At 73.2% G+C, this 17,232-nt stretch carries 14 protein-coding genes and 1 riboswitch; of the genes, 10 read left to right on the forward strand and 4 right to left on the reverse strand.

The window, feature by feature from the left end; all coding sequences use genetic code 11:
• Positions 1–4 precede the first annotated feature (4 nt).
• Entirely contained in the window at positions 5–814 is an 810-nt protein-coding gene (locus JQX11_RS11085) for a phytanoyl-CoA dioxygenase family protein (RefSeq protein ID WP_204924863.1), read from the reverse strand.
• Positions 815–969: 155 nt separating this feature from the next.
• Between JQX11_RS11085 and JQX11_RS11090 the strand changes: the two genes are divergently transcribed.
• Complete coding sequence (locus tag JQX11_RS11090) at positions 970–1,464, forward strand: GyrI-like domain-containing protein (RefSeq protein WP_204924864.1); 495 nt, start codon at positions 970–972, stop codon at positions 1,462–1,464.
• An 84-nt stretch (positions 1,465–1,548) separates the two neighbouring features.
• Here JQX11_RS11090 and JQX11_RS11095 read toward each other — a convergent pair whose 3' ends face one another.
• Positions 1,549–2,652 (reverse strand): hypothetical protein, encoded by a 1,104-nt coding sequence (locus tag JQX11_RS11095; protein ID WP_204924865.1) that lies wholly within the window; start codon positions 2,650–2,652, stop codon positions 1,549–1,551.
• A 154-nt stretch (positions 2,653–2,806) separates the two neighbouring features.
• On the opposite strand from JQX11_RS11095, the gene JQX11_RS11100 reads away from it, so the two are divergent.
• The 3 genes from JQX11_RS11100 (at position 2,807) to JQX11_RS11110 (ending at position 6,182) form a co-directional block, all read left to right on the forward strand.
• Complete coding sequence (locus JQX11_RS11100) at positions 2,807–3,412, forward strand: class I SAM-dependent methyltransferase (RefSeq protein WP_204924866.1); 606 nt, start codon at positions 2,807–2,809, stop codon at positions 3,410–3,412.
• 41 nt (positions 3,413–3,453) lie between these two features.
• Entirely contained in the window at positions 3,454–5,133 is a 1,680-nt protein-coding gene (locus JQX11_RS11105; protein ID WP_204924867.1) for an ABC-F family ATP-binding cassette domain-containing protein, read from the forward strand.
• Positions 5,134–5,219: 86 nt separating this feature from the next.
• Positions 5,220–6,182 (forward strand): aldo/keto reductase, encoded by a 963-nt coding sequence (locus JQX11_RS11110; protein WP_204924868.1) that lies wholly within the window; start codon positions 5,220–5,222, stop codon positions 6,180–6,182.
• 69 nt (positions 6,183–6,251) lie between these two features.
• Here JQX11_RS11110 and JQX11_RS11115 read toward each other — a convergent pair whose 3' ends face one another.
• Both JQX11_RS11115 and JQX11_RS11120 read right to left on the reverse strand, forming a co-directional pair.
• Positions 6,252–6,794: a hypothetical protein gene (locus JQX11_RS11115; RefSeq protein ID WP_204924869.1), complete on the reverse strand. Its 543-nt coding sequence runs from the start codon at positions 6,792–6,794 to the stop codon at positions 6,252–6,254.
• Between the two features lie 75 nt (positions 6,795–6,869).
• The gene (locus JQX11_RS11120) at positions 6,870–12,692 is read right to left on the reverse strand and encodes a ThuA domain-containing protein (protein ID WP_204924870.1); all 5,823 of its coding nucleotides are present in this window, start codon (positions 12,690–12,692) and stop codon (positions 6,870–6,872) included.
• Positions 12,693–13,030: 338 nt separating this feature from the next.
• Positions 13,031–13,140: riboswitch (TPP riboswitch) on the forward strand.
• Between JQX11_RS11120 and thiE the strand changes: the two genes are divergently transcribed.
• The 6 genes from thiE to thiD all read left to right on the forward strand — a co-directional run bounded on the left by thiE (position 13,135) and on the right by thiD (position 17,217).
• Positions 13,135–13,761: a thiamine phosphate synthase gene (gene thiE, locus JQX11_RS11125; RefSeq protein WP_204924871.1), complete on the forward strand. Its 627-nt coding sequence runs from the start codon at positions 13,135–13,137 to the stop codon at positions 13,759–13,761. It overlaps the preceding riboswitch by 6 nt.
• Complete coding sequence (thiO, locus tag JQX11_RS11130; protein WP_204924872.1) at positions 13,755–14,825, forward strand: glycine oxidase ThiO; 1,071 nt, start codon at positions 13,755–13,757, stop codon at positions 14,823–14,825. The genes thiE and thiO overlap by 7 nt, the downstream gene beginning before the upstream one ends.
• 10 nt (positions 14,826–14,835) lie before the next feature.
• On the forward strand, positions 14,836–15,036 hold the full coding sequence (thiS, locus tag JQX11_RS11135; RefSeq protein ID WP_204924873.1) for a sulfur carrier protein ThiS: 201 nt from the start codon (positions 14,836–14,838) through the stop codon (positions 15,034–15,036).
• 5 nt (positions 15,037–15,041) lie between these two features.
• On the forward strand, positions 15,042–15,812 hold the full coding sequence (locus JQX11_RS11140; protein WP_204924874.1) for a thiazole synthase: 771 nt from the start codon (positions 15,042–15,044) through the stop codon (positions 15,810–15,812).
• Positions 15,809–16,432, forward strand: a complete 624-nt coding sequence (locus JQX11_RS11145; protein WP_204924875.1) for a thiamine phosphate synthase — start codon at positions 15,809–15,811, stop codon at positions 16,430–16,432. Before JQX11_RS11140 ends, JQX11_RS11145 begins: the two co-directional genes overlap by 4 nt.
• Complete coding sequence (thiD, locus tag JQX11_RS11150; protein WP_204924876.1) at positions 16,429–17,217, forward strand: bifunctional hydroxymethylpyrimidine kinase/phosphomethylpyrimidine kinase; 789 nt, start codon at positions 16,429–16,431, stop codon at positions 17,215–17,217. The genes JQX11_RS11145 and thiD overlap by 4 nt, the downstream gene beginning before the upstream one ends.
• The last annotated feature ends 15 nt before the right edge of the window (positions 17,218–17,232 follow it).

Genomic DNA, 17,232 nt, shown 5'->3' on the forward strand with positions numbered 1-17,232 from the left:
CCCCTCACCGGTGGTCCCGCCTCCCCGGTACCGCAGGGTCGGGGGTGTCCTGCCCGAGTCCCCGGCGGATCGCGATCTCCACGGGCGAGTACGCGCCGTCGGGTCGTTCCAGTTCGTACGGTGCCGCCGGCATCAGCGGCGGCTGGGCCATGAAGCGCGGTCGCGTCCCGTGGTGCGGCTGCGCCGCGTGCACCAGGAACGGATGGCAGAGGAAGACGTCACCCGGGGACCCGGTGGCCAGGGCGACCGGCCGGTGGTCCGACGCCGCCACCAGGTCGGGCGCGAGGTCGAGGCCGCTCGCCCCGTCCTCCCCGTACTTTTCGAGCACCTTCGGCACGTCGAGGTGTGAGCCGACCCTGATCCGGGTCGGGGCGTCCCCGTCACCGACCTCGCTGAACAGGAACAGCATCAGCAGTGCCCGACCCCGGGAGCGGATGTTCGTGAAGTACCAGTTCGCGCCCTCCGGAAGGTAGCTGCCCTCGATGTGCCAGCCCGCGTCGTCCGGCTCGTCGGGGTGTGGGAAGCGCAACGGGAACGTGCCCAGTGAGTAGCGCGGCTCCCAGCGTCCCGCGCCGACGAGCAGGTCGTACGCGTGGTGGAGGAACGGGGAGTTGGGCGCGGCGGCGAACGGCCCCTGCGCCATGCCGGGCACCCAGTGCACGGGTTTCGTCCAGGTGTCCGGGTCGTCCGGGTCGCAGCCGGTCTCCCGCCACAGCAGCCGCGCGCAGTCCGTGGCCACGCGCGGCGCGACGGCGCCCGCCAGCTTCACGAAACCGTCGCGCAGGAACCGGGATACCAGTGTCGTGTCGTCCATGCGCCCATCGTGTGGCGGCACCGGTACCGACCGCCCGACACTTCCCGCTCCGCTTCTGTCGGGTGTGCCGCCCGCGCGTCGGCCCACGATACGAACGACCGGGTCGCCCCGCACCACGGCTCAGGTTCCGCCGCAGCGCCGAAGGGAACGAACGCATGGACACCCGCATCGTCGGCCGTCCCGCATTCCGGCTCGTGGGGCACGCCACCCGGGTTCCCCTGATCCACCGGGGCGTCAACCCGTACATCAAGCGGCATGTCGCGGCGCTGCCGGCGCAGGAGCACCTGCGCCTGAAGACGCTCGGTGACGCCGAGCCGGCCGGTCTGCTCGCGGTCTGCGACGACCTCGACGCGGACTACGACGAGGGCAGCGAGCTGACGTACCTGCACGGGGTGGCCGTGTCCCGGTGCACGCCGGTCCCGGCCGACCTGGACGTGATCGAGGTGCCGGCGGGCCGTTGGGTGGTCATCCGGGTCGTGGGGCCGTATCCGCAGATCCTGCAGCGGACCTGGGCGGCTGCCGCGACCGGGTGGTTCCCCTTCAACCCGTGGCGTCTGAGGCCGGGCCCGGAGATCGTCGCGGTGCCCGAGCCGACGGACGACCCCGGCAGTCCGACCCGCGAACTCTGGTTGCCCGTCGAACCGGCGTAGCGACCGGGCACGCCGCCGGCCAGTCCCAGGCCGGCTCCTCAGACGCAGGCCCGGCCGCTCCGGCCGGGCCTGCGTCGCCGGCGGTCAGTCGCCGGGCAGTTCGTCGGTGTCCGGGTCGTCGCCGGGCGGGGAGGCGGTGGGCGTCCGGCGGGTCCCGGCGGACGGGGTGGCCGAGGCGCCGCTGGCCCTGGCGGTGGGCTGGTCCACGCTGACGCCGGCCGCGCGACGGTCCAGCACGCCCTTGTCCAGGTGCAGCTCGATCAGGTCGTAGATGATCTCGCGGACGTCGCGGTCACCGGCCGGGACGGCACCGGCGTCGTCCCGGGTGACCAGGCAGTAGGCGACGTAGTGGCCGCGTACCTGCCAGGCGACACGGGCGGCGGCGGTGGCGACCGACTCGGTGTCCTCCCCGGCGGGCATGCCCCGGAACCGGCCACGCCGGTCGTCGAGCAGCGGCCTGATCCGTTCCCGGACGCGTTGCGCGGTGGCCAGGTCGGTCAGGTTGAGCAGGCCGGCGGTGAGCAGGTGGTCGCCGTCGGGGGAGCGCAGGGTGGCCCGGACCACCTGGCTGCATCCGAGGGTGACCAGCAGGTCGGCGATCTCACCGGTGGCGGCCACGGCGCAGTTCGCGCCGGCCTGGGTCTTGAGCACCTGGTACTCGTGCCGGTCGACGCCGACGACCAGGGTCTTGTCGGGGAAGACCTCCTTGACGGTCAACGGCTGCCGGTCGACGTCCCGGGAGTCCAGCGGACCGGTGGCGGCCTGGTCGGTCGGGGCGGCGCTCACCGTCGCCGTCGGCGCCGCCCCGTTCTGCGCCGGGTCGTCGGTGGCGGTGCGGTCGATGAGCAGCAGGGCACCGCTGATGCCGCAGAGGCCGAGCAGCATCAGCACCGCCGCCCCGCCGACGGCGATCTGCCAGAGCCGGCCGCCGCGGGCGTCGCCGGAGCGGCGGGACCGGGACCGCTGCGGCGAGGACGTCGGGGCGGGCACCTGGACGGCGGAGCGGATCGGGACGGGATCGGCCTCCGGCGGTGCCGGCCGGGTGGTCCGGGGCAGGGAGGGGGCCGGGAAGCGGGACGGGGAGGGCCCGGCCGGTGCGGTCGGGCCGGGTTGCACCAGCGGCAGGTCCGCCCCGGGCCGCGGGTTCTCCTCAAACGCGTCCTCAGCGGACTCGTACCGATATACCATGTCGCCCAGAGTAGGGTTCATTGCCCCTTTAGGGGATAAAACTAGGAAATACCGCGCATGGCGCGTCGGGTCCACGGACCACCACCCCGGCGACCCACCGGGCACACCGACCGCCGACGACGGGACCGGTCGGGGCCGGTGGAAGAATGCCCCGGTGACCGGCGACCACTACTTCACCCCGGAGCCCAGCGCCCCGGCCCACCCCCGCGAGGTCGAGTTCCACGTCGCCGGGCGCGACTACACGCTCGTCTCCGCCAGCGGGGTCTTCTCCGCCGCCCGGCTCGACCCCGGCACCGCCGTACTGCTGCGCAAGGCCGCGCTGCCGACCGCCGACACCGGCGGTCACCTGCTCGACATCGGCTCCGGGTTCGGGCCGATCAGCTGTGTGCTGGCCGACCTCGCGCCGACCGCCACCGTGTGGGCGGTCGACGTCAACGCGCGGGCCCGCGAGCTGACCGCCGCGAACGCCGCCCGCGTCGACGCGGCCGACCGGGTGCACGCGGTCGCCCCGGACGAGGTGCCGGCCGAGGTCACCTTCACCCAGATCTGGTCCAACCCGCCGATCCACATCGGCAAGCCCGAACTGCACGCGCTGCTGCGCCGCTGGCTGCCCCGGCTCGCCCCGGACGGCGTCGGCTGGCTGGTGGTGGCCCGGCACCTCGGCGGCGACTCGCTGCACCGCTGGCTGGGCGACGAGGGATTCACCGTCGTGCGGCAGGCCAGCCAGCGGGGCTACCGGGTGCTGCGGGTCACCCGGTAATCGAGTGTCGCCCGGCCCCGCGCCTCGGGCAGGATGCCGACGTGGGATACGTGGACGTGGCAGCGGTCGGGTACATCCTCCCGGACGGTCGGGAACTCTTCGCCGACGTGTCGTTCCGGGTCGGTGAGGGCGCCAAGGTCGCCCTGGTCGGGCCGAACGGCGCCGGCAAGACGACGCTGCTGCGGATGGTCGCCGGTGACCTGCCGGTGCGTACCGGCGTGATCGCCCGATCCGGTGGGCTCGGCGTGATGCGGCAGTTCATCGGCATGATCGGCGACGAGTCGACACTGGCCGACCTGGCCCTGTCGCTGGCCCCACCGGCGCTGCGCGCGGCCGGCCACCGGCTCGCCGACACCGAACGGGCCATGCGTGAGGCCGAACTGCGCGGCAAGTACAGCACCGCCGCCGGCAAGGCCCAGCTGGCGTACGCCGACGCGCTGGCCGCCTGGGGTGAGGCCGGCGGGTACGACGCCGAGGTGCTCTTCGACACCGTCACCACCACCGTGCTCGACCTGCCCTGGGAAGCCTCCCGGGACCGCCCGGTGCGCACCCTGTCGGGCGGGCAGCAGAAGCGCTTCGCCCTGGAGTTGCTGCTGCGCGGCCCCGACGAGGTGCTGCTGCTCGACGAGCCGGACAACTTCCTCGACGTACCCGGCAAACGCTGGCTGGAGCAACGGCTGCGCGAGTCCACCAAGTCGGTGCTGTACGTCTCGCACGACCGGGAACTGCTCGCGCACACCGCCGACCGGGTGGCCGCCGTCGAAGGGGGCAGTGCCTGGGTGCACCCGGGCGGCTTCGCGAGCTGGCACGAGGCCCGTACGGCCCGGCACGCCCGCCTCGACGAACTGCGCCGCCGCTGGGACGAGGAACACCAGAAGCTGCGCGAGCTGATGCTGATGTACAAGCAGAAGGCCGCGTACAACGACGGGCTCGCCTCCCGCTACCAGGCGGCACAGACCCGGCTGCGCAAGTTCGAGGAGGCCGGGCCGCCGCCCGTACCGCCGAAGGACCAGGACATCCGGATGCGGCTGGCCGGCGGGCGGACCGGCAAACGCGCGGTGATCTGCGAACAGCTGGAGCTGGACGGCCTGACCTACCCCTTCGACCTGGAGCTGTGGTACGGCGACCGGGTGGCGGTGCTCGGGGCCAACGGCACCGGCAAGTCGCACTTCCTGCGCCTGCTGGCCCGGGGCGGCACCGACCCCGACCCGGCCAACGGCCCGGTGGACGGGGCCGCCGCGCTGGCCCCGGTGGCCCATGCCGGGGTGGTCCGGCTGGGCGCCCGGGTCCGGCCGGGACACTTCTCGCAGACCCACGACCGGCCGGAGCTGATGGCGAAGACCCTGGTCGAGGCGCTGTGGCGCGGTGACGAGCACCGGGACGGGATGGACCGGCACGCGGCGATGGCGGCGCTGAGCCGCTACGAGCTGGCCGGCCAGGGCGACCAGCGGTTCGGCACCCTCTCCGGCGGCCAGCAGGCCCGGTTCCTGGTGCTGCTGCTGGAACTGTCCGGGGCCACCCTGCTGCTGCTCGACGAGCCGACCGACAACCTCGACCTGGCCTCGGCGGAGGCGTTGGAGGCGGGACTGACCGCGTTCGCCGGGACGGTGGTGGCGGTCACCCACGACCGCTGGTTCACCCGCTCGTTCGACAGGTTCGTGCTGTTCCGGGGTGACGGCGACGTGGTGGAGACCCCGGAGCCGGTCTGGGACGTCGGCTGAGCCGGTCGCGCTCATCGTGAGGCGACGACCACGCCTGGTCATCGGGCGCGGTCGTCGCCGGTCGGGGCCGATCCGGGCGGCATAGGGTGGCTCTCGTGACTGAGATGACCTACCGCCGGCTGGGCGACTCCGGGCTCGTGGTGTCCGTGGTCGGCATCGGCTGCAACAACTTCGGCCGCAAGCTCGACATCGACGGCACCCGGGCGGTGGTCGACGCCGCGCTCGACGCCGGGATCACCTTCTTCGACACCGCCGACATCTACGGCGAGCCGCCGGGCGGTTCGGAGGAACTGCTCGGGCAGGCCCTCAAGGGGCGGCGCGACGACGTGGTGCTGGCCACCAAGTTCGGCATGTCGATGGGCGGGCGCAACGGCCGCGACTTCGGGGTACGCGGCTCCCGGCGGTACGTGGTGCGGGCCGTCGAGGCGTCGCTGCGCCGGCTCGGCACCGACCACATCGACCTGTACCAGCTGCACGAGCCCGACCCGGACACCCCGGTCGACGAGACGCTCGCAGCCCTCGACGACCTGGTCCGTGCCGGCAAGGTACGCTACCTGGGCAACTCCAACTTCTCCGGCTGGCAGATCGCCGACGCCGACTGGACGGCGAAGACCCGGGGGCTGACCCGGTTCATCAGCGCGCAGAACCACTACAACCTGCTCCACCGGGACGCCGAGGTCGAGATCATCCCGGCCTGCGAGCGGTTCGGCCTCGGACTGCTGCCGTTCTTCCCGCTGGCCAACGGCCTGCTCACCGGCAAGTACCGGCGCGACAGCGCCCCGCCCGCCGGCAGCCGCCTCGCCGGTGGCGGCCGGTACGCCGAACGGCTCGCCGCCGCCCGCTGGGACACCATCGAGGCGCTGGAGGCGTTCGCTGCGCAGCGGGGGCTGACGCTGCTCCAGGTGGCCATCGGCGGGCTGGCCGCCCGCCCGGCGGTGGCCTCGGTCATCGCCGGCGCCACCACCGCCGAGCAGGTCCGCGCGAACGCCGCCGCCGGCGGTTGGCAGCCCACCGACGACGACCTCGACGCGCTGGACGCCCTGCTCTGAGCACACCGGCCGGACACGGTCGGGCCCGGACACCGTCGCGGTGTCCGGGCCCGACCGGTCACGTGGTGCTCAGCCGCCCAGGCCGGCCGGTTCGTCGGGCCCGGGGTGCGCCCGGCGACGCCACCACAGCAGCGTCAACCCGGCGACGACCACCACGGCGAGGCCGCCGGCCAACCACCGCCACCAGACCGTTCCGGTCTCCCGCGCCCCGGCCGCCGGGCGTTCGACGGCGACCGGCGACGGCGACTGGGCCACCCGGGCCTGCACCTGCGCGGTCGCCGTGCTCTGGTAGGGGGCGGGGGCGCTGACCGTCACCCGCCAGTCGCCGGGGGAGAGCAGCGGGCCGCTGCTGTAGAAGCCCTGCCCCTCCCCGGACGGCTCGATCTGCACCGGCCCGGCCGTCCGGCCACCCTCGCCCTCGGCGGTCAGGGTGAGCCGGACCGGTTGGTCCAGCCGGTGTCCGTCGGCGTACACGGCCATCACGGTCACCCCGCCGGCACCGTCACCGGCCACCGTCAGCTTGACCTTCCCGCCGTGCGCCGCCGCCGGCCCCGCCGGCAGGGCCACCAGGGCCGCCACGACCAGCGCGGCGAGGGCTCTCAAGCTACGCATCGACGTCTCCCTTCCGATGTGGAGGGGCCGCCCCCACCGTCGGTGTCGACGGTGGGAGCGGCCCCGTGGTGCTCCTTACAGCGAACCGCCCTTGGCGATCCGGGTGGGGTCGGCACCGAGCCGGCCGGCCCCGTCGACCGACTTGTTGTTGTTCGCCTTGACGCCGGCCTTGGTGGCCGCGCCGCCGAGCCGGACGATCATGGCGTCGGCGTCACGGACCAGCACGTCCCGCACGTCGGTGTCGGTCACCACCGCGGTGTCGGTGGCCAACGCCTTGAAGGCGGTCAACTGCTGCACCGCCCGCTTGTCGTTGCCCGCCGCCTCGGACTCCCGCACCGCGTCCAGCTTGTTGGACAGCTGACGGTGCGCCTTGGTGGTGAGTCGTCCGGTCGCCTTGAACCGGTCCAGCAGGTTCTGCATGTCCCGGAACGAGGTGGTGACGAAGAACCGGACCGTCGAGGTGGTGGAGTTGCCCGCCTTGTCGGTCGCGGTCACCGTCAGCTCGTGCAGGCCGAGCGGCAGCTCGTACAGCGCCTGCAGGGTGCCGCTGGTGTACGCCCGGCCGTCCAGCACGCCGGAGGTCGTCTTGATGCCGGAGGTCGGGTCGACCGCCTGCCACGAGATCCGGACGTCCTGGCTGTCACCGTAGAGCTGGCCGTCGGCGATGCCGGAGACCAGCAGCGTCGGCTTGGTGCCGTCGATCTTCACGACCGCCGACTTCAGCGCCTCGACGTTGCCGGCGGCGTCGGTGGCCCGGTACAGCAGCTCGTGCGTGCCGTCCCCGGTCACCTCGACCGGCGTGGTGTACGCCGTCCAGGCGCCGCCGTCGAGCGACCACTCCAGCTTCTTCACCCCGGAACCGGCGTCGGTGGAGGTGATGACCACCGGGACGGTGCCGTTGTGCCAGCCGTCGTCGTTGGCCGGGGCGAACGACGCCGAGCTGACCGGCGCGGTGGCGTCGATCTTCACGGCGACCTTCTTCGTCGCCTCCACGTTGCCGGCCGCGTCGGTCGAGCGGAACCGCACCTCGTGGGTGCCGTCCCCGGTGACCTGCACCGGCTCGGTGTACGCGGTCCACGTGGTGGCCCCGTCGAGCTGGTACTCGGTGCTCGCCACCCCGCTACCGCCGGCCTCGTCGGCCGCCGCCAGCGTCACGGTGACCGGGCCGGTGTACCAGCCCTCGGTCGGGGTGCCGGAGACGGTGGCCGTGGTCACCGGGGCGGTCGTGTCGGCCGCCTTGGTGGAGAGCCGGAAGTAGTCGAACGAGGCCGTCTTCGAGGTGGCCGCGTTCGCGCCGAGGGTGAACAGACCGATCTTCGGGGTGGCCCCGACGGCGGTGTTCGTCACCGTCTCGAACGTGGTCCACTCCTGCCCGTCCGCCGAGTAGGACGCGGTGAAGGTGTCACCGGCCCGGGCGAGGCGCAGGTACCACACCCCCGAGGTCAGGTTGGAGACCTGGGGCTGCGGGTTCTGCGTCACCCCGGCGAGTTCGCCACGGAACTCGATCCGCCGGGAGACCGCCTGCCCGGCCTGGTTGTCCACGATGTAGTCCAACTTGACGTAGTTGTCGTCGTCGGCGTGGACGATCAGACCGGCCTGCTGGTACTGCTCGGCCAGCGCGCTGCCGTCGACCTTCGTCTCCAGGGTCCAGTCGCCGCTCGGCGCGGTCTGGAGGATGAAGTTCGTCGGCCCGGTGTTGCTGGTGCCGTAGATGTCACCCTTCGGCACGTCGATCTTCAGTGCGCCGTCGGCCACCCGGTAGGCGGCCGGGTCCTCCCGGAGCACCGCGTTCCACCGGCACTTGTCGAGCGTGGTGCCGGTGAACTCGTCCGACGGGCTGACCGGGCCGGCCGGGGCGTCCGGCGAGACCAGGAACGAGTCGAACACCGCGTCCACCACCGGGGCGGTGGTGCCGCCGTTGAGGGCGAGCAGACCGATCCGCGGGTTGGTGATGCCGGCCAGCGCGGCGGACCGGCCGACCGGGGTGAACGTGGCACCGTCGGTCGAGAACTGCGCGGTCAGGTTGGTGCCGTCGCTGATCAGCCGCAGCCAGATGGTGTCACCGGCCGGGGCGGCCACGGCGTCGGCCGCGTCGTTGCGCGGAGTCCCGGCGGTCTCCCGGATGAACTCCACCTTGCGCGACCCGCCGTAGAGCAGGTCCACCTTGGCGTAGTTGTCGTCGTCGCCGTAGATCAGCAGGCCGGCCTGCTGGTAGTCGGCGGTGACGGGCACGGTGACCTTCGTGGTGGCCTGCCAGGCCCCGCTGGGTGCGGGCTGGAGCACCAGGTTGGTCGCGTCGTTGCGGGAGCCGTACAGGTCACCGGAGGAGGTGGGCAGCCGCAGCGACCCGCCGGAGACCGAGTAGAGCTGGTTCTCCCGGACCACCGTCCAGCGGTCCTTGTCCAGGGTGTTGCCGGTGAACTCGTCCGACCGCGCCCCGAGGCAGGAGTTGTTCGGCGCGTCCACCTTGACCGGGACGGTCGCGTAGGACTTCGCGCCCCGGCTGTCCGTCACCGTCAGGGTGGCGGTGAAGGTGCCCGGGGTGGTGTAGGTGTGGGTGGCGTTCAGGGTCGTCGCCGTCCCGCCGTCACCGAAGTCCCAGGCGTACGTCAGCGGGGTGTCACCCTCGGTGTCGGTGGCCGTGCCGGTGAAGGTCACGGTGACCGGCGCGGTGCCGGTCGCCGGGGTGGCGGTGGCCGTCACCTGCGGCGGCGCGTTGTCGGTCACGCCCCGTCCGATGAAGTCCATCCAGTTGACGTTGAACAGCGAACCGGTGCCACCGGCGGGGTCCTTGGCGACGAAGTACAGCGCGCCCTCGGCACCGGCCGTCACCGGCGCGGTCACGTCGACGAACTGCTGCCAGCCGCCCGTGCCGGGCACGGTGGCGGTGGCCACGACCGGACCGTCGACGGCACCGGCGTGCACGTCGATCCGACCGCCCTGGACCTCGGAGGCCACCCGGAACCGGATCTGCTCGACCCCGGTCAGGTTGGCCGGGACGAGCGACCACCAGTCGCCGTCCTCGATGAAGCCGATGTTCTGGCCGCCACCGGCGGGGTCGGTGGTGGTCTCCTTCTGCACGCCCGGGTCACCGCCGCCGGTGCTGCCCGGGGCCCGCCCGGTGGCCGTGAAGTACTCGGCCTGCTTGCGCTTGGGCTGGAGGATCTCGATCGCCCGGCCGGTCAGCGGGCCGGCGCCGCCGGTGCCGCCGTCGTCGGTGTAGGTGGCCTCGAAGACGGCGAAGACGTTCGCCTCCGCGCCGTGCCCGGACGCCAGCGAGGTCTGCACGGTGCCGGTGCAGCCGGTGTGCTGCTCCAGCGGGTGGGCGTGCTCGTCGTGGCCGAGCAGCACCTGCAGCTGCACCCGGTCACAGTCGACGGTGCCGTCCTCCGGGTCGGTCACCTTGATCGTGTACTTGACCTGGTCGCCCCACTCGAAGAAACCGCCGCTGGGCGGGAACTCGATGGTCACCGTCGGGGCGGTGTTGCCGACCGTCACCGGCACGTTCGCCACGGCGGTACGGCCCTTGGGGTTGGTGACGGTGAGCTGCGCGGTGTAGTCGCCGGCCGCGGTGTAGGTGTGGGTGGGGTTCGCCTCGGTGGAGGTCTGCCCGTCACCGAACTTCCACGCGTAGGTCAGCGTGCCGCCGTCCGGGTCACGGGACCCGGCGCTGGAGAACTTCACGGTCAGCGGTGCCGCCCCGGAGGTGGGGTCGGCGCTGGCCTCGGCGATGGGGGCGCGGTCACCTGCGGTGTAGTCGATCCGGTAGATCCCGGAGTCGTCGTTGTTGCCGCCGAAGCCGGTGCCCCACTCGATCATGTAGAGCGCGCCGTCCGGACCGAACTCGAAGTCCATCGGGCGGATCATCGGCATGCCGGTGAGCAGCTGGTTGATGTCGATCAGCGTCTTGCCGTCCGCGCTGACCTGCATCGTGTACATCTTCGACTGGTTCCACTCGCCGAGCAGCGCCTTGCCGTCGTAGTACGCCGGCCACTTGCGGCTCGACGTGCTGTCGGCGTCGTAGCGGTAGACCGGGCCACCCATCGGGGCGCCGCCGCCGCCGATCTCGGGGAAGCGCGGGTCGCCGGCGTAGCCGTAGTCCACGGTCGCCGCGATGGCCGGCGGCAGGTTGGTCAGGCCGGTGTTGTTGGGCGAGTCGTTGACCGGCGCGGCGCAGTCGAACTTCGCCCCGCTCGGCCCGGACGGGAAGGTGTAGTCGTTGTACGCCTTGTTGTTGCCGGTGCAGTACGGCCAGCCGTAGTTGCCGGCCGTGGCGACGATGTTCCACTCCACCAGGCCCTCGGGGCCACGGTTCGGGTTGGCCGCCGAGGCGTCCGGCCCGTAGTCGGCGACGTAGAGGGTGTCGGTCTTCTGGTCGACGCCGATCCGGAACGGGTTACGGAAGCCCATGCCGAAGATCTCCGGACGGGTCTTCGCGGTGCCCGGGGCGAACAGGTTGCCCGTCGGGACGGTGTAGGTGCCGTCGTCCTCCGGGTGGATCCGGATCACCTTGCCGCGCAGGTCGTTGGTGTTGCCGGCGCTGCGCTGCGCGTCGTAGTCCTGCCGGCCGGCCCGCTCGTCGATCGGCGTGAACGCGTTCGACTCGAACGGGTTGGTGTTGTCGCCGGTGGCGAGGTAGAGGTTGCCCTTCGAGTCGAAGGTCATGCTGCCGCCGGCGTGGCAGCAGGTGTTGCGCTGGGTGTCGACCTGGAGCACGACCTTCTCGGTGGCCTTGTCGATGGTGTCACCGTTGACGGTGAACCGGGACAGGTAGTTGCGCGGGGCGCCACCGGCCGGTGCGTAGTACAGGTAGATCCACTTGTTGGTGGTGAAGTCCGGGTCGAGGCGCAACCCGAGCAGGCCGTCCTCGTTGCCGGTGAACACGTCCAGCCGGGTCGCGGTGACCGTGTTGCCGGTGTCCGGCTTCACGATCTGCACCCGGCCGTCACGCTCGGCGTAGAACACCCGGCCGTCCGGAGCGATGTCCAGCTCCATCGGGTTGTTGGTGTTGCTGTCGAGGGTGATCTTCTCGAAGTTCGAGGTCTTGGTGGCGCCGCAGTCGGCGTTCTCGACCCCGGCCGCGGTGCGGATGCCGCCGAGCAGGTGGCTGAGGAACTCCGGCTCGGTGTACGACGCCTGGGTGTGGCCGCCGCCGGTGTACCAGGAGCGACCGCCGTCGTAGTCCTGGCACCAGGCGGTGGGGTGGTCGGCGCCCATCGCGCCGGCGCCCGGGCTGTAGGACTTCTCGTCCAGGCTGGCCAGCACGTGCACCTTGGAGCGGGGGTTGGTGCGGAAGTTGTACCACTCGTCGAACCGGGACCAGCGGGCCGGCAGGTCGGCCGTCGACGGGTGCGCGGGGTCCTCGACCTTGACGGTGGCCTGCTGGTTGGCCGGGTGGCCGGAGAAGTACGCGCCGACCAGGTTGCCGTACCAGGCCCAGTCGTACTCGGTGTCCGAGGCGGCGTGCACGCCGGCGTAGCCGCCGCCGGCCTTGATGTAGCGCTCGAACGCGGCCTGCTGGGTGGCGTCGAGCACGTCACCGGTGGTGGAGAGCCAGATCACCGCCTGGTATTTCGCCAGGTTGGTGTCGTTGAAGGCGGCTCCGTCCTCGGTGGTGTCGACGGTGAACCCGTTGTCGGTGCCGAGCTTCTGGATCGCGGCGATGCCGGCCGGGATGGCGTCGTGCCGGAATCCGGCGGTCTTGGAGAAGACCAGGACCGAGAAGGGTTCGGCGGCGGCTGCTGCCGCCGGTGCCGGTGCGGCCTGTGGCAGGGCCGACGCGGCGGGAGCGGCCTGGGCGGCGGTGCCGCCGATCAGGCCGCTGGCGAGTAGGGAGAGGGCCAGTAGACCGGCACCCAGTGGGCCGCGACGTGCGCGGCGATGGCGGGATGGAGACACTCCATGCTCCTTTTGTCCGTGCTGGACAGTGGTGGGGGCATGGGGACGACTCGCCGCAGACCGTCCCCGGTCGGATCGGTGTGGGCCCGCCGAGGTCCGCACCAGTGGCGATCAGGTGCGGGCCACGCCGAGGCTCCGCACCGGAATAATGTCGATCGGTTGAACAAATTAGCGCCGCTGGATTGGTTTCCGGCAAGGCATGAGCATGTAACGATTCGGTATCGGCGACTCGCTTTTCCGGCCTTATGTGGATACAAGCCGACAACCGTATGCATCGATAGTCCTGGATCAATCTAACACCCCTTGGCGGATCAGCGGATCTGTCGTACGGTCACAGACACGTGACCCACGGGAGCCCGGTACACCGGGCTGAGAGGGGGGCTGAGAGCCCCCGACCGTAGAACCTGATCCGGGTAATGCCGGCGCAGGGAGGAGAGTTGCCGTGCCGTCCCTCGGCCGACTGCATCTGATCACCGACACCCGCCCCGGGTGCGACCCGCTCGCCGTCGTACGGGCCGCCCTCCCGGTGGCCCGCGCCGACCTCGTCGTCCAGGTACGGGTCGACGACGACACCACCGACCGGCAGGCGTACGACCTGGCCCGACGGGTACGCGCGCTCTGCGTGCCGTACGGGGCGACCTGCCTGGTCAACGACCGGCTGCACGTCGCCCTCGCGGTGGACGCCCACGGCGGCCACGTCGGCGCGGACGACCTACCCGTCGCGGCGGCCCGCCGGGTCCTCGGCCCCGCCGCCGTGCTCGGCGCGACCGCCCGGGAACCGGGTACCGCCGCCCGGGCCGTCGCCGCCGGGGCCAGCTACCTGGGCGTCGGCCCGTGCCACCCCACCGCCACCAAGACCGGCCTGCCCGACCCGATCGGCCCGGCCGGCATCCGCGCCGTCGCCGCGGCCGTCGACGTGCCGGTGATCGCCATCGGCGGGGTCACCGCCGCCACGGTGCCGGCGCTGCGGGCCGCCGGGGCCCACGGGGTGGCGGTGGTCGGGGCGCTGTCCGCCGCCGCCGACCCGGGCCGGGCCACCGCCGAACTGATCGCGGCACTGACGTGCTGACCCGGCCCGACGTCGCCATCGTGGGCGCGGGGCCGGTCGGGTTGGCGATCGCCTGGCGCTGCGCCACCCGGGGCCTGCGGGTGGCCGTGCACGACCCGGCCCCCGGCTCCGGCGCGTCCCGGGTCGCCGCCGGGATGCTCGCCCCGGTCGCCGAGGCGTACTTCGGGGAACGGGAGCTGACCGGGCTGCTCACCGCGTCCGCCGCCCGCTGGCCGGGTTTCGCCGCCGAACTGACCGAAGCCACCGGAACGGAGTTCGGCTACCGCACCGACGGCACCCTCGTCGTCGGGCTGACCGGGGACGACCTGGCCGAGGCACGCCGGCTCTGGTCGTACCAGCAGGGGTTGGGGCTGCCGATCAGCGCGCTGCGGCCGTCGCAGCTACGGGAGCGCGAACCGGCGCTGACCCCCCGGCTGCGCGGCGGCGCGGTCGCCCCCGGCGACCACCAGGTCGACCCGCGCCGGCTGGTCGACGCGTTGCGGGTCGCCGCCGGACAGGCCGGCGCGACCCTGCTGCCCGGCGCGGTGACCCGACTGGCCGAGGTGGACGCGCCCGTCGTCGTGGTCGCCGCCGGCTGCGGCGCCGCCGCGCTGACCGGGCTGCCGGTCCGCCCGGTCAAGGGTCAGGTGCTGCGGCTGCGCGCGCCCGACCACCGCCCGCCCGGCTTCCGGCACGTCATCCGGGGGTACGCCGACGGCGAGTCGGTCTACCTCGTCCCCCGCGACGACGGCGAGGTGGTGCTCGGGGCGACCGTCGAGGAACGCACCGACACCGAGGTGACCACCGGGGCGGTGCTGCGGCTGCTGCGGGCCGCCGTCGACCTCGTCCCCGAACTCGCCGAGTACGCGCTGACCGAGGCGACCGCCGGGCTGCGCCCCGGCACCCCGGACAACGCGCCGATCCTCGGCCCGCTGCCCGGCCGGCCCGGCGTACTCGCCGCCACCGGCCACCACCGGCACGGCATCGTGCTCACCCCGGTCACCGCCGACCTGATCACCGACCTGATCGTCACCGGTCAGCCGGACCCCCTGCTCACCCCCTTCACCGCCGACCGGTTCCACTGAGGAGGAAGACGTGCGACTGATCGTCAACGGCGTCGGACGCGAGCTGACCGGCGGCACGACCGTCGCGGACCTGGTCGCCACGGTCACCGGGCAGCGGCGCGGCCTCGCCGTCGCGGTCAACGGCGAGGTGGTCCCCCGGGGCGGCTGGCCGGCGACCGTGCTGCGCGACGGCGACCGGGTCGAGGTGCTCAGCGCCGCCCAGGGCGGGTGACCCGGATGCCCCTCACCATCGCCGGACGGACCCTCACCTCCCGGCTCATCCTCGGCACCGGCGGCGCGGCCAACCTGCACGTGCTGGAACAGGCGATCCGGGCCTCCGGAACCGGACTGGTCACCCTCGCCCTGCGCCGCGTCGACACCGCCCCCGGCACCGCCGGTGGCCTGCTCGACCTGCTCGACCGGTGCGCGGTGCGGCTGCTGCCCAACACCGCCGGCTGCTACACCGCCGCCGAAGCGGTCAAGGTGGCCCGGCTGGCCCGGGAGGCGTTCGACACCGACTGGGTCAAGCTGGAGGTGATCGGCGACGAACGCACCCTGCTCCCCGACGGGGTGGAGCTGCTGCGGGCCGCCGAGGAACTCGTCGCCGACGGGTTCGTCGTGCTGCCGTACACCTCCGACGACCCGGTGCTGGCCCGCCGGCTGGCCGACGTCGGCTGCGCGGCGGTGATGCCGGCCGGTGCGCCGATCGGTTCCGGACTGGGCATCACCAACCCGCACCACATCCGGCTGATCCGGCAGAGCGTCGACGTGCCGGTGATCCTCGACGCCGGGATCGGCACCGCCTCCGACGCGGCGCTCGCCATGGAACTGGGCTGCGACGGGGTGCTGCTGGCCAGCGCCGTCACCCGGGCCGCCGACCCGACGGCGATGGCCACCGCCATGCGGTACGGCGTACGGGCCGGGCGGCTCGCGTACACCGCCGGGCGGATCCCCCGCCGCTTCCACGCCCTCGCCTCCACCCCCGACGACGGAAGACCCGACCTGTGACCCCGCGCGGGGTGGTGCTGCTGACCGACCGGCTGGTGGCGCGTGGCGACCTCGTCGACGTGGTCGCGGGGGCGGTACGCGGTGGCGTGCGGTGGGTGGTGCTGCGGGAGAAGGACCTGCCCCGCGCCGAACGGGCCGCCCTCGCCGTCGACCTGCGGGCCGTCCTGACGCAGGCCGGCGGCACCCTGATCGTGGCCGGCCCCGACCCGCTGGACGGGGACGCCGTCCACCTGCCCGCCGCCGGACCGTACCCGCCGCCGGCCGTCGGGCTGGTCGGCCGGTCCTGCCACGCCGCGGCGGAGCTGGCCCGACTCGGCACCGAGGACTACGTGACGCTCTCCCCGGTCTGGCCCACCCGCAGCAAACCCGGTTACGGCCCACCGCTGCGCCCGGACAAGCTGCGCGACCTGATCCGGCGCAGCCCGGTGCCCGTGCTCGCCCTGGGCGGGATCGAGACACCGGAGCAGGTGACGGCCTGTGTCGACGCGGGCGCGGTCGGGGTGGCGGTGCTCGGGGCGGTCATGCGGGCCGCCGACCCGACCGCGGTCGCGGCGACCCTCACCAGGGTCTTCGCCACCCGCACCCCGATCACCGACGCGTCGCCCGAGGAGACGACATGACACCGACGACAGTGCTCACCATCGCCGGTTCCGATTCCGGCGGCGGCGCCGGCATCCAGGCCGACCTGAAGGTGTTCGCCGCCCTCGGCGCGTACGGGACCAGCGTGCTGACCGCCGTCACCGCGCAGAACACCCGGGGCGTGGACGCCGTGCTGCCGCTGCCGCCGCGCACCGTCACCGAGCAGCTCGACAGCGTGCTCGGCGACTTCGCGGTCCGGGCGGTGAAGACCGGGATGCTCGGCACCCCGGCGGTCGCCGACGCGGTGGCCGAGGCGGCGAAGGCGGGCCGGCTGCCGCACCTCGTCGTCGACCCGGTGCTCGTCGCCACCAGCGGACACCGGCTCGGTGTGGTGGCGGCGGTCGAGCGGCTGCTGCCGTACGCCCGGGTGGCGACGCCGAACTGCGCGGAGGCCGCCGCCCTCACCGGACGCCCGGTGACCACGGTCGAGGAGATGGTCGCCGCGGCGCAGGCCCTGGCGGCCGGCGGCCCCGAGTACGTGGTGGTCACCGGCGGCGACGTCGACGCGGCGGGCGAGTCGGTCGACGTGCTGGCCGGCGGTGCGACGACCACCCTGCTGCGCGCCCCCCGGGTGGACACCCGGCACAGCCACGGCACCGGCTGTTCGTTCTCGGCGGCGATCGCCGTCCGGCTGGCCGCCGGCGACCCGGTGCCGGTCGCGGTCGCCACCGCCAAGGAGTACGTCACCCGCGCGCTGACCGGCGCGCGGGGTTGGGAACTGGGCGCGGGACGCGGCCCGCTCGACCACTTCGGCTGGTCCCGATGACCATCAGGGAGGCTG

It is taken from the genome of Micromonospora humida, from assembly GCF_016901255.1.
In the GTDB taxonomy this organism is placed as follows: Bacteria; Actinomycetota; Actinomycetes; order Mycobacteriales; family Micromonosporaceae; genus Micromonospora; species Micromonospora wenchangensis.

Coding starts and splice junctions, on each gene's coding strand:
- JQX11_RS11085 (WP_204924863.1), bottom strand. CDS start 814: ATGGACGACACGACACTGGTATCCCGGTTCCTGCGCGACGGTTTCGTG.
- JQX11_RS11090 (WP_204924864.1), top strand. CDS start 970: ATGGACACCCGCATCGTCGGCCGTCCCGCATTCCGGCTCGTGGGGCAC.
- JQX11_RS11115 (WP_204924869.1), bottom strand. CDS start 6,794: ATGCGTAGCTTGAGAGCCCTCGCCGCGCTGGTCGTGGCGGCCCTGGTG.
- thiD (WP_204924876.1), top strand. CDS start 16,429: ATGACACCGACGACAGTGCTCACCATCGCCGGTTCCGATTCCGGCGGC.
- JQX11_RS11140 (WP_204924874.1), top strand. CDS start 15,042: ATGCCCCTCACCATCGCCGGACGGACCCTCACCTCCCGGCTCATCCTC.
- JQX11_RS11095 (WP_204924865.1), bottom strand. CDS start 2,652: ATGGTATATCGGTACGAGTCCGCTGAGGACGCGTTTGAGGAGAACCCG.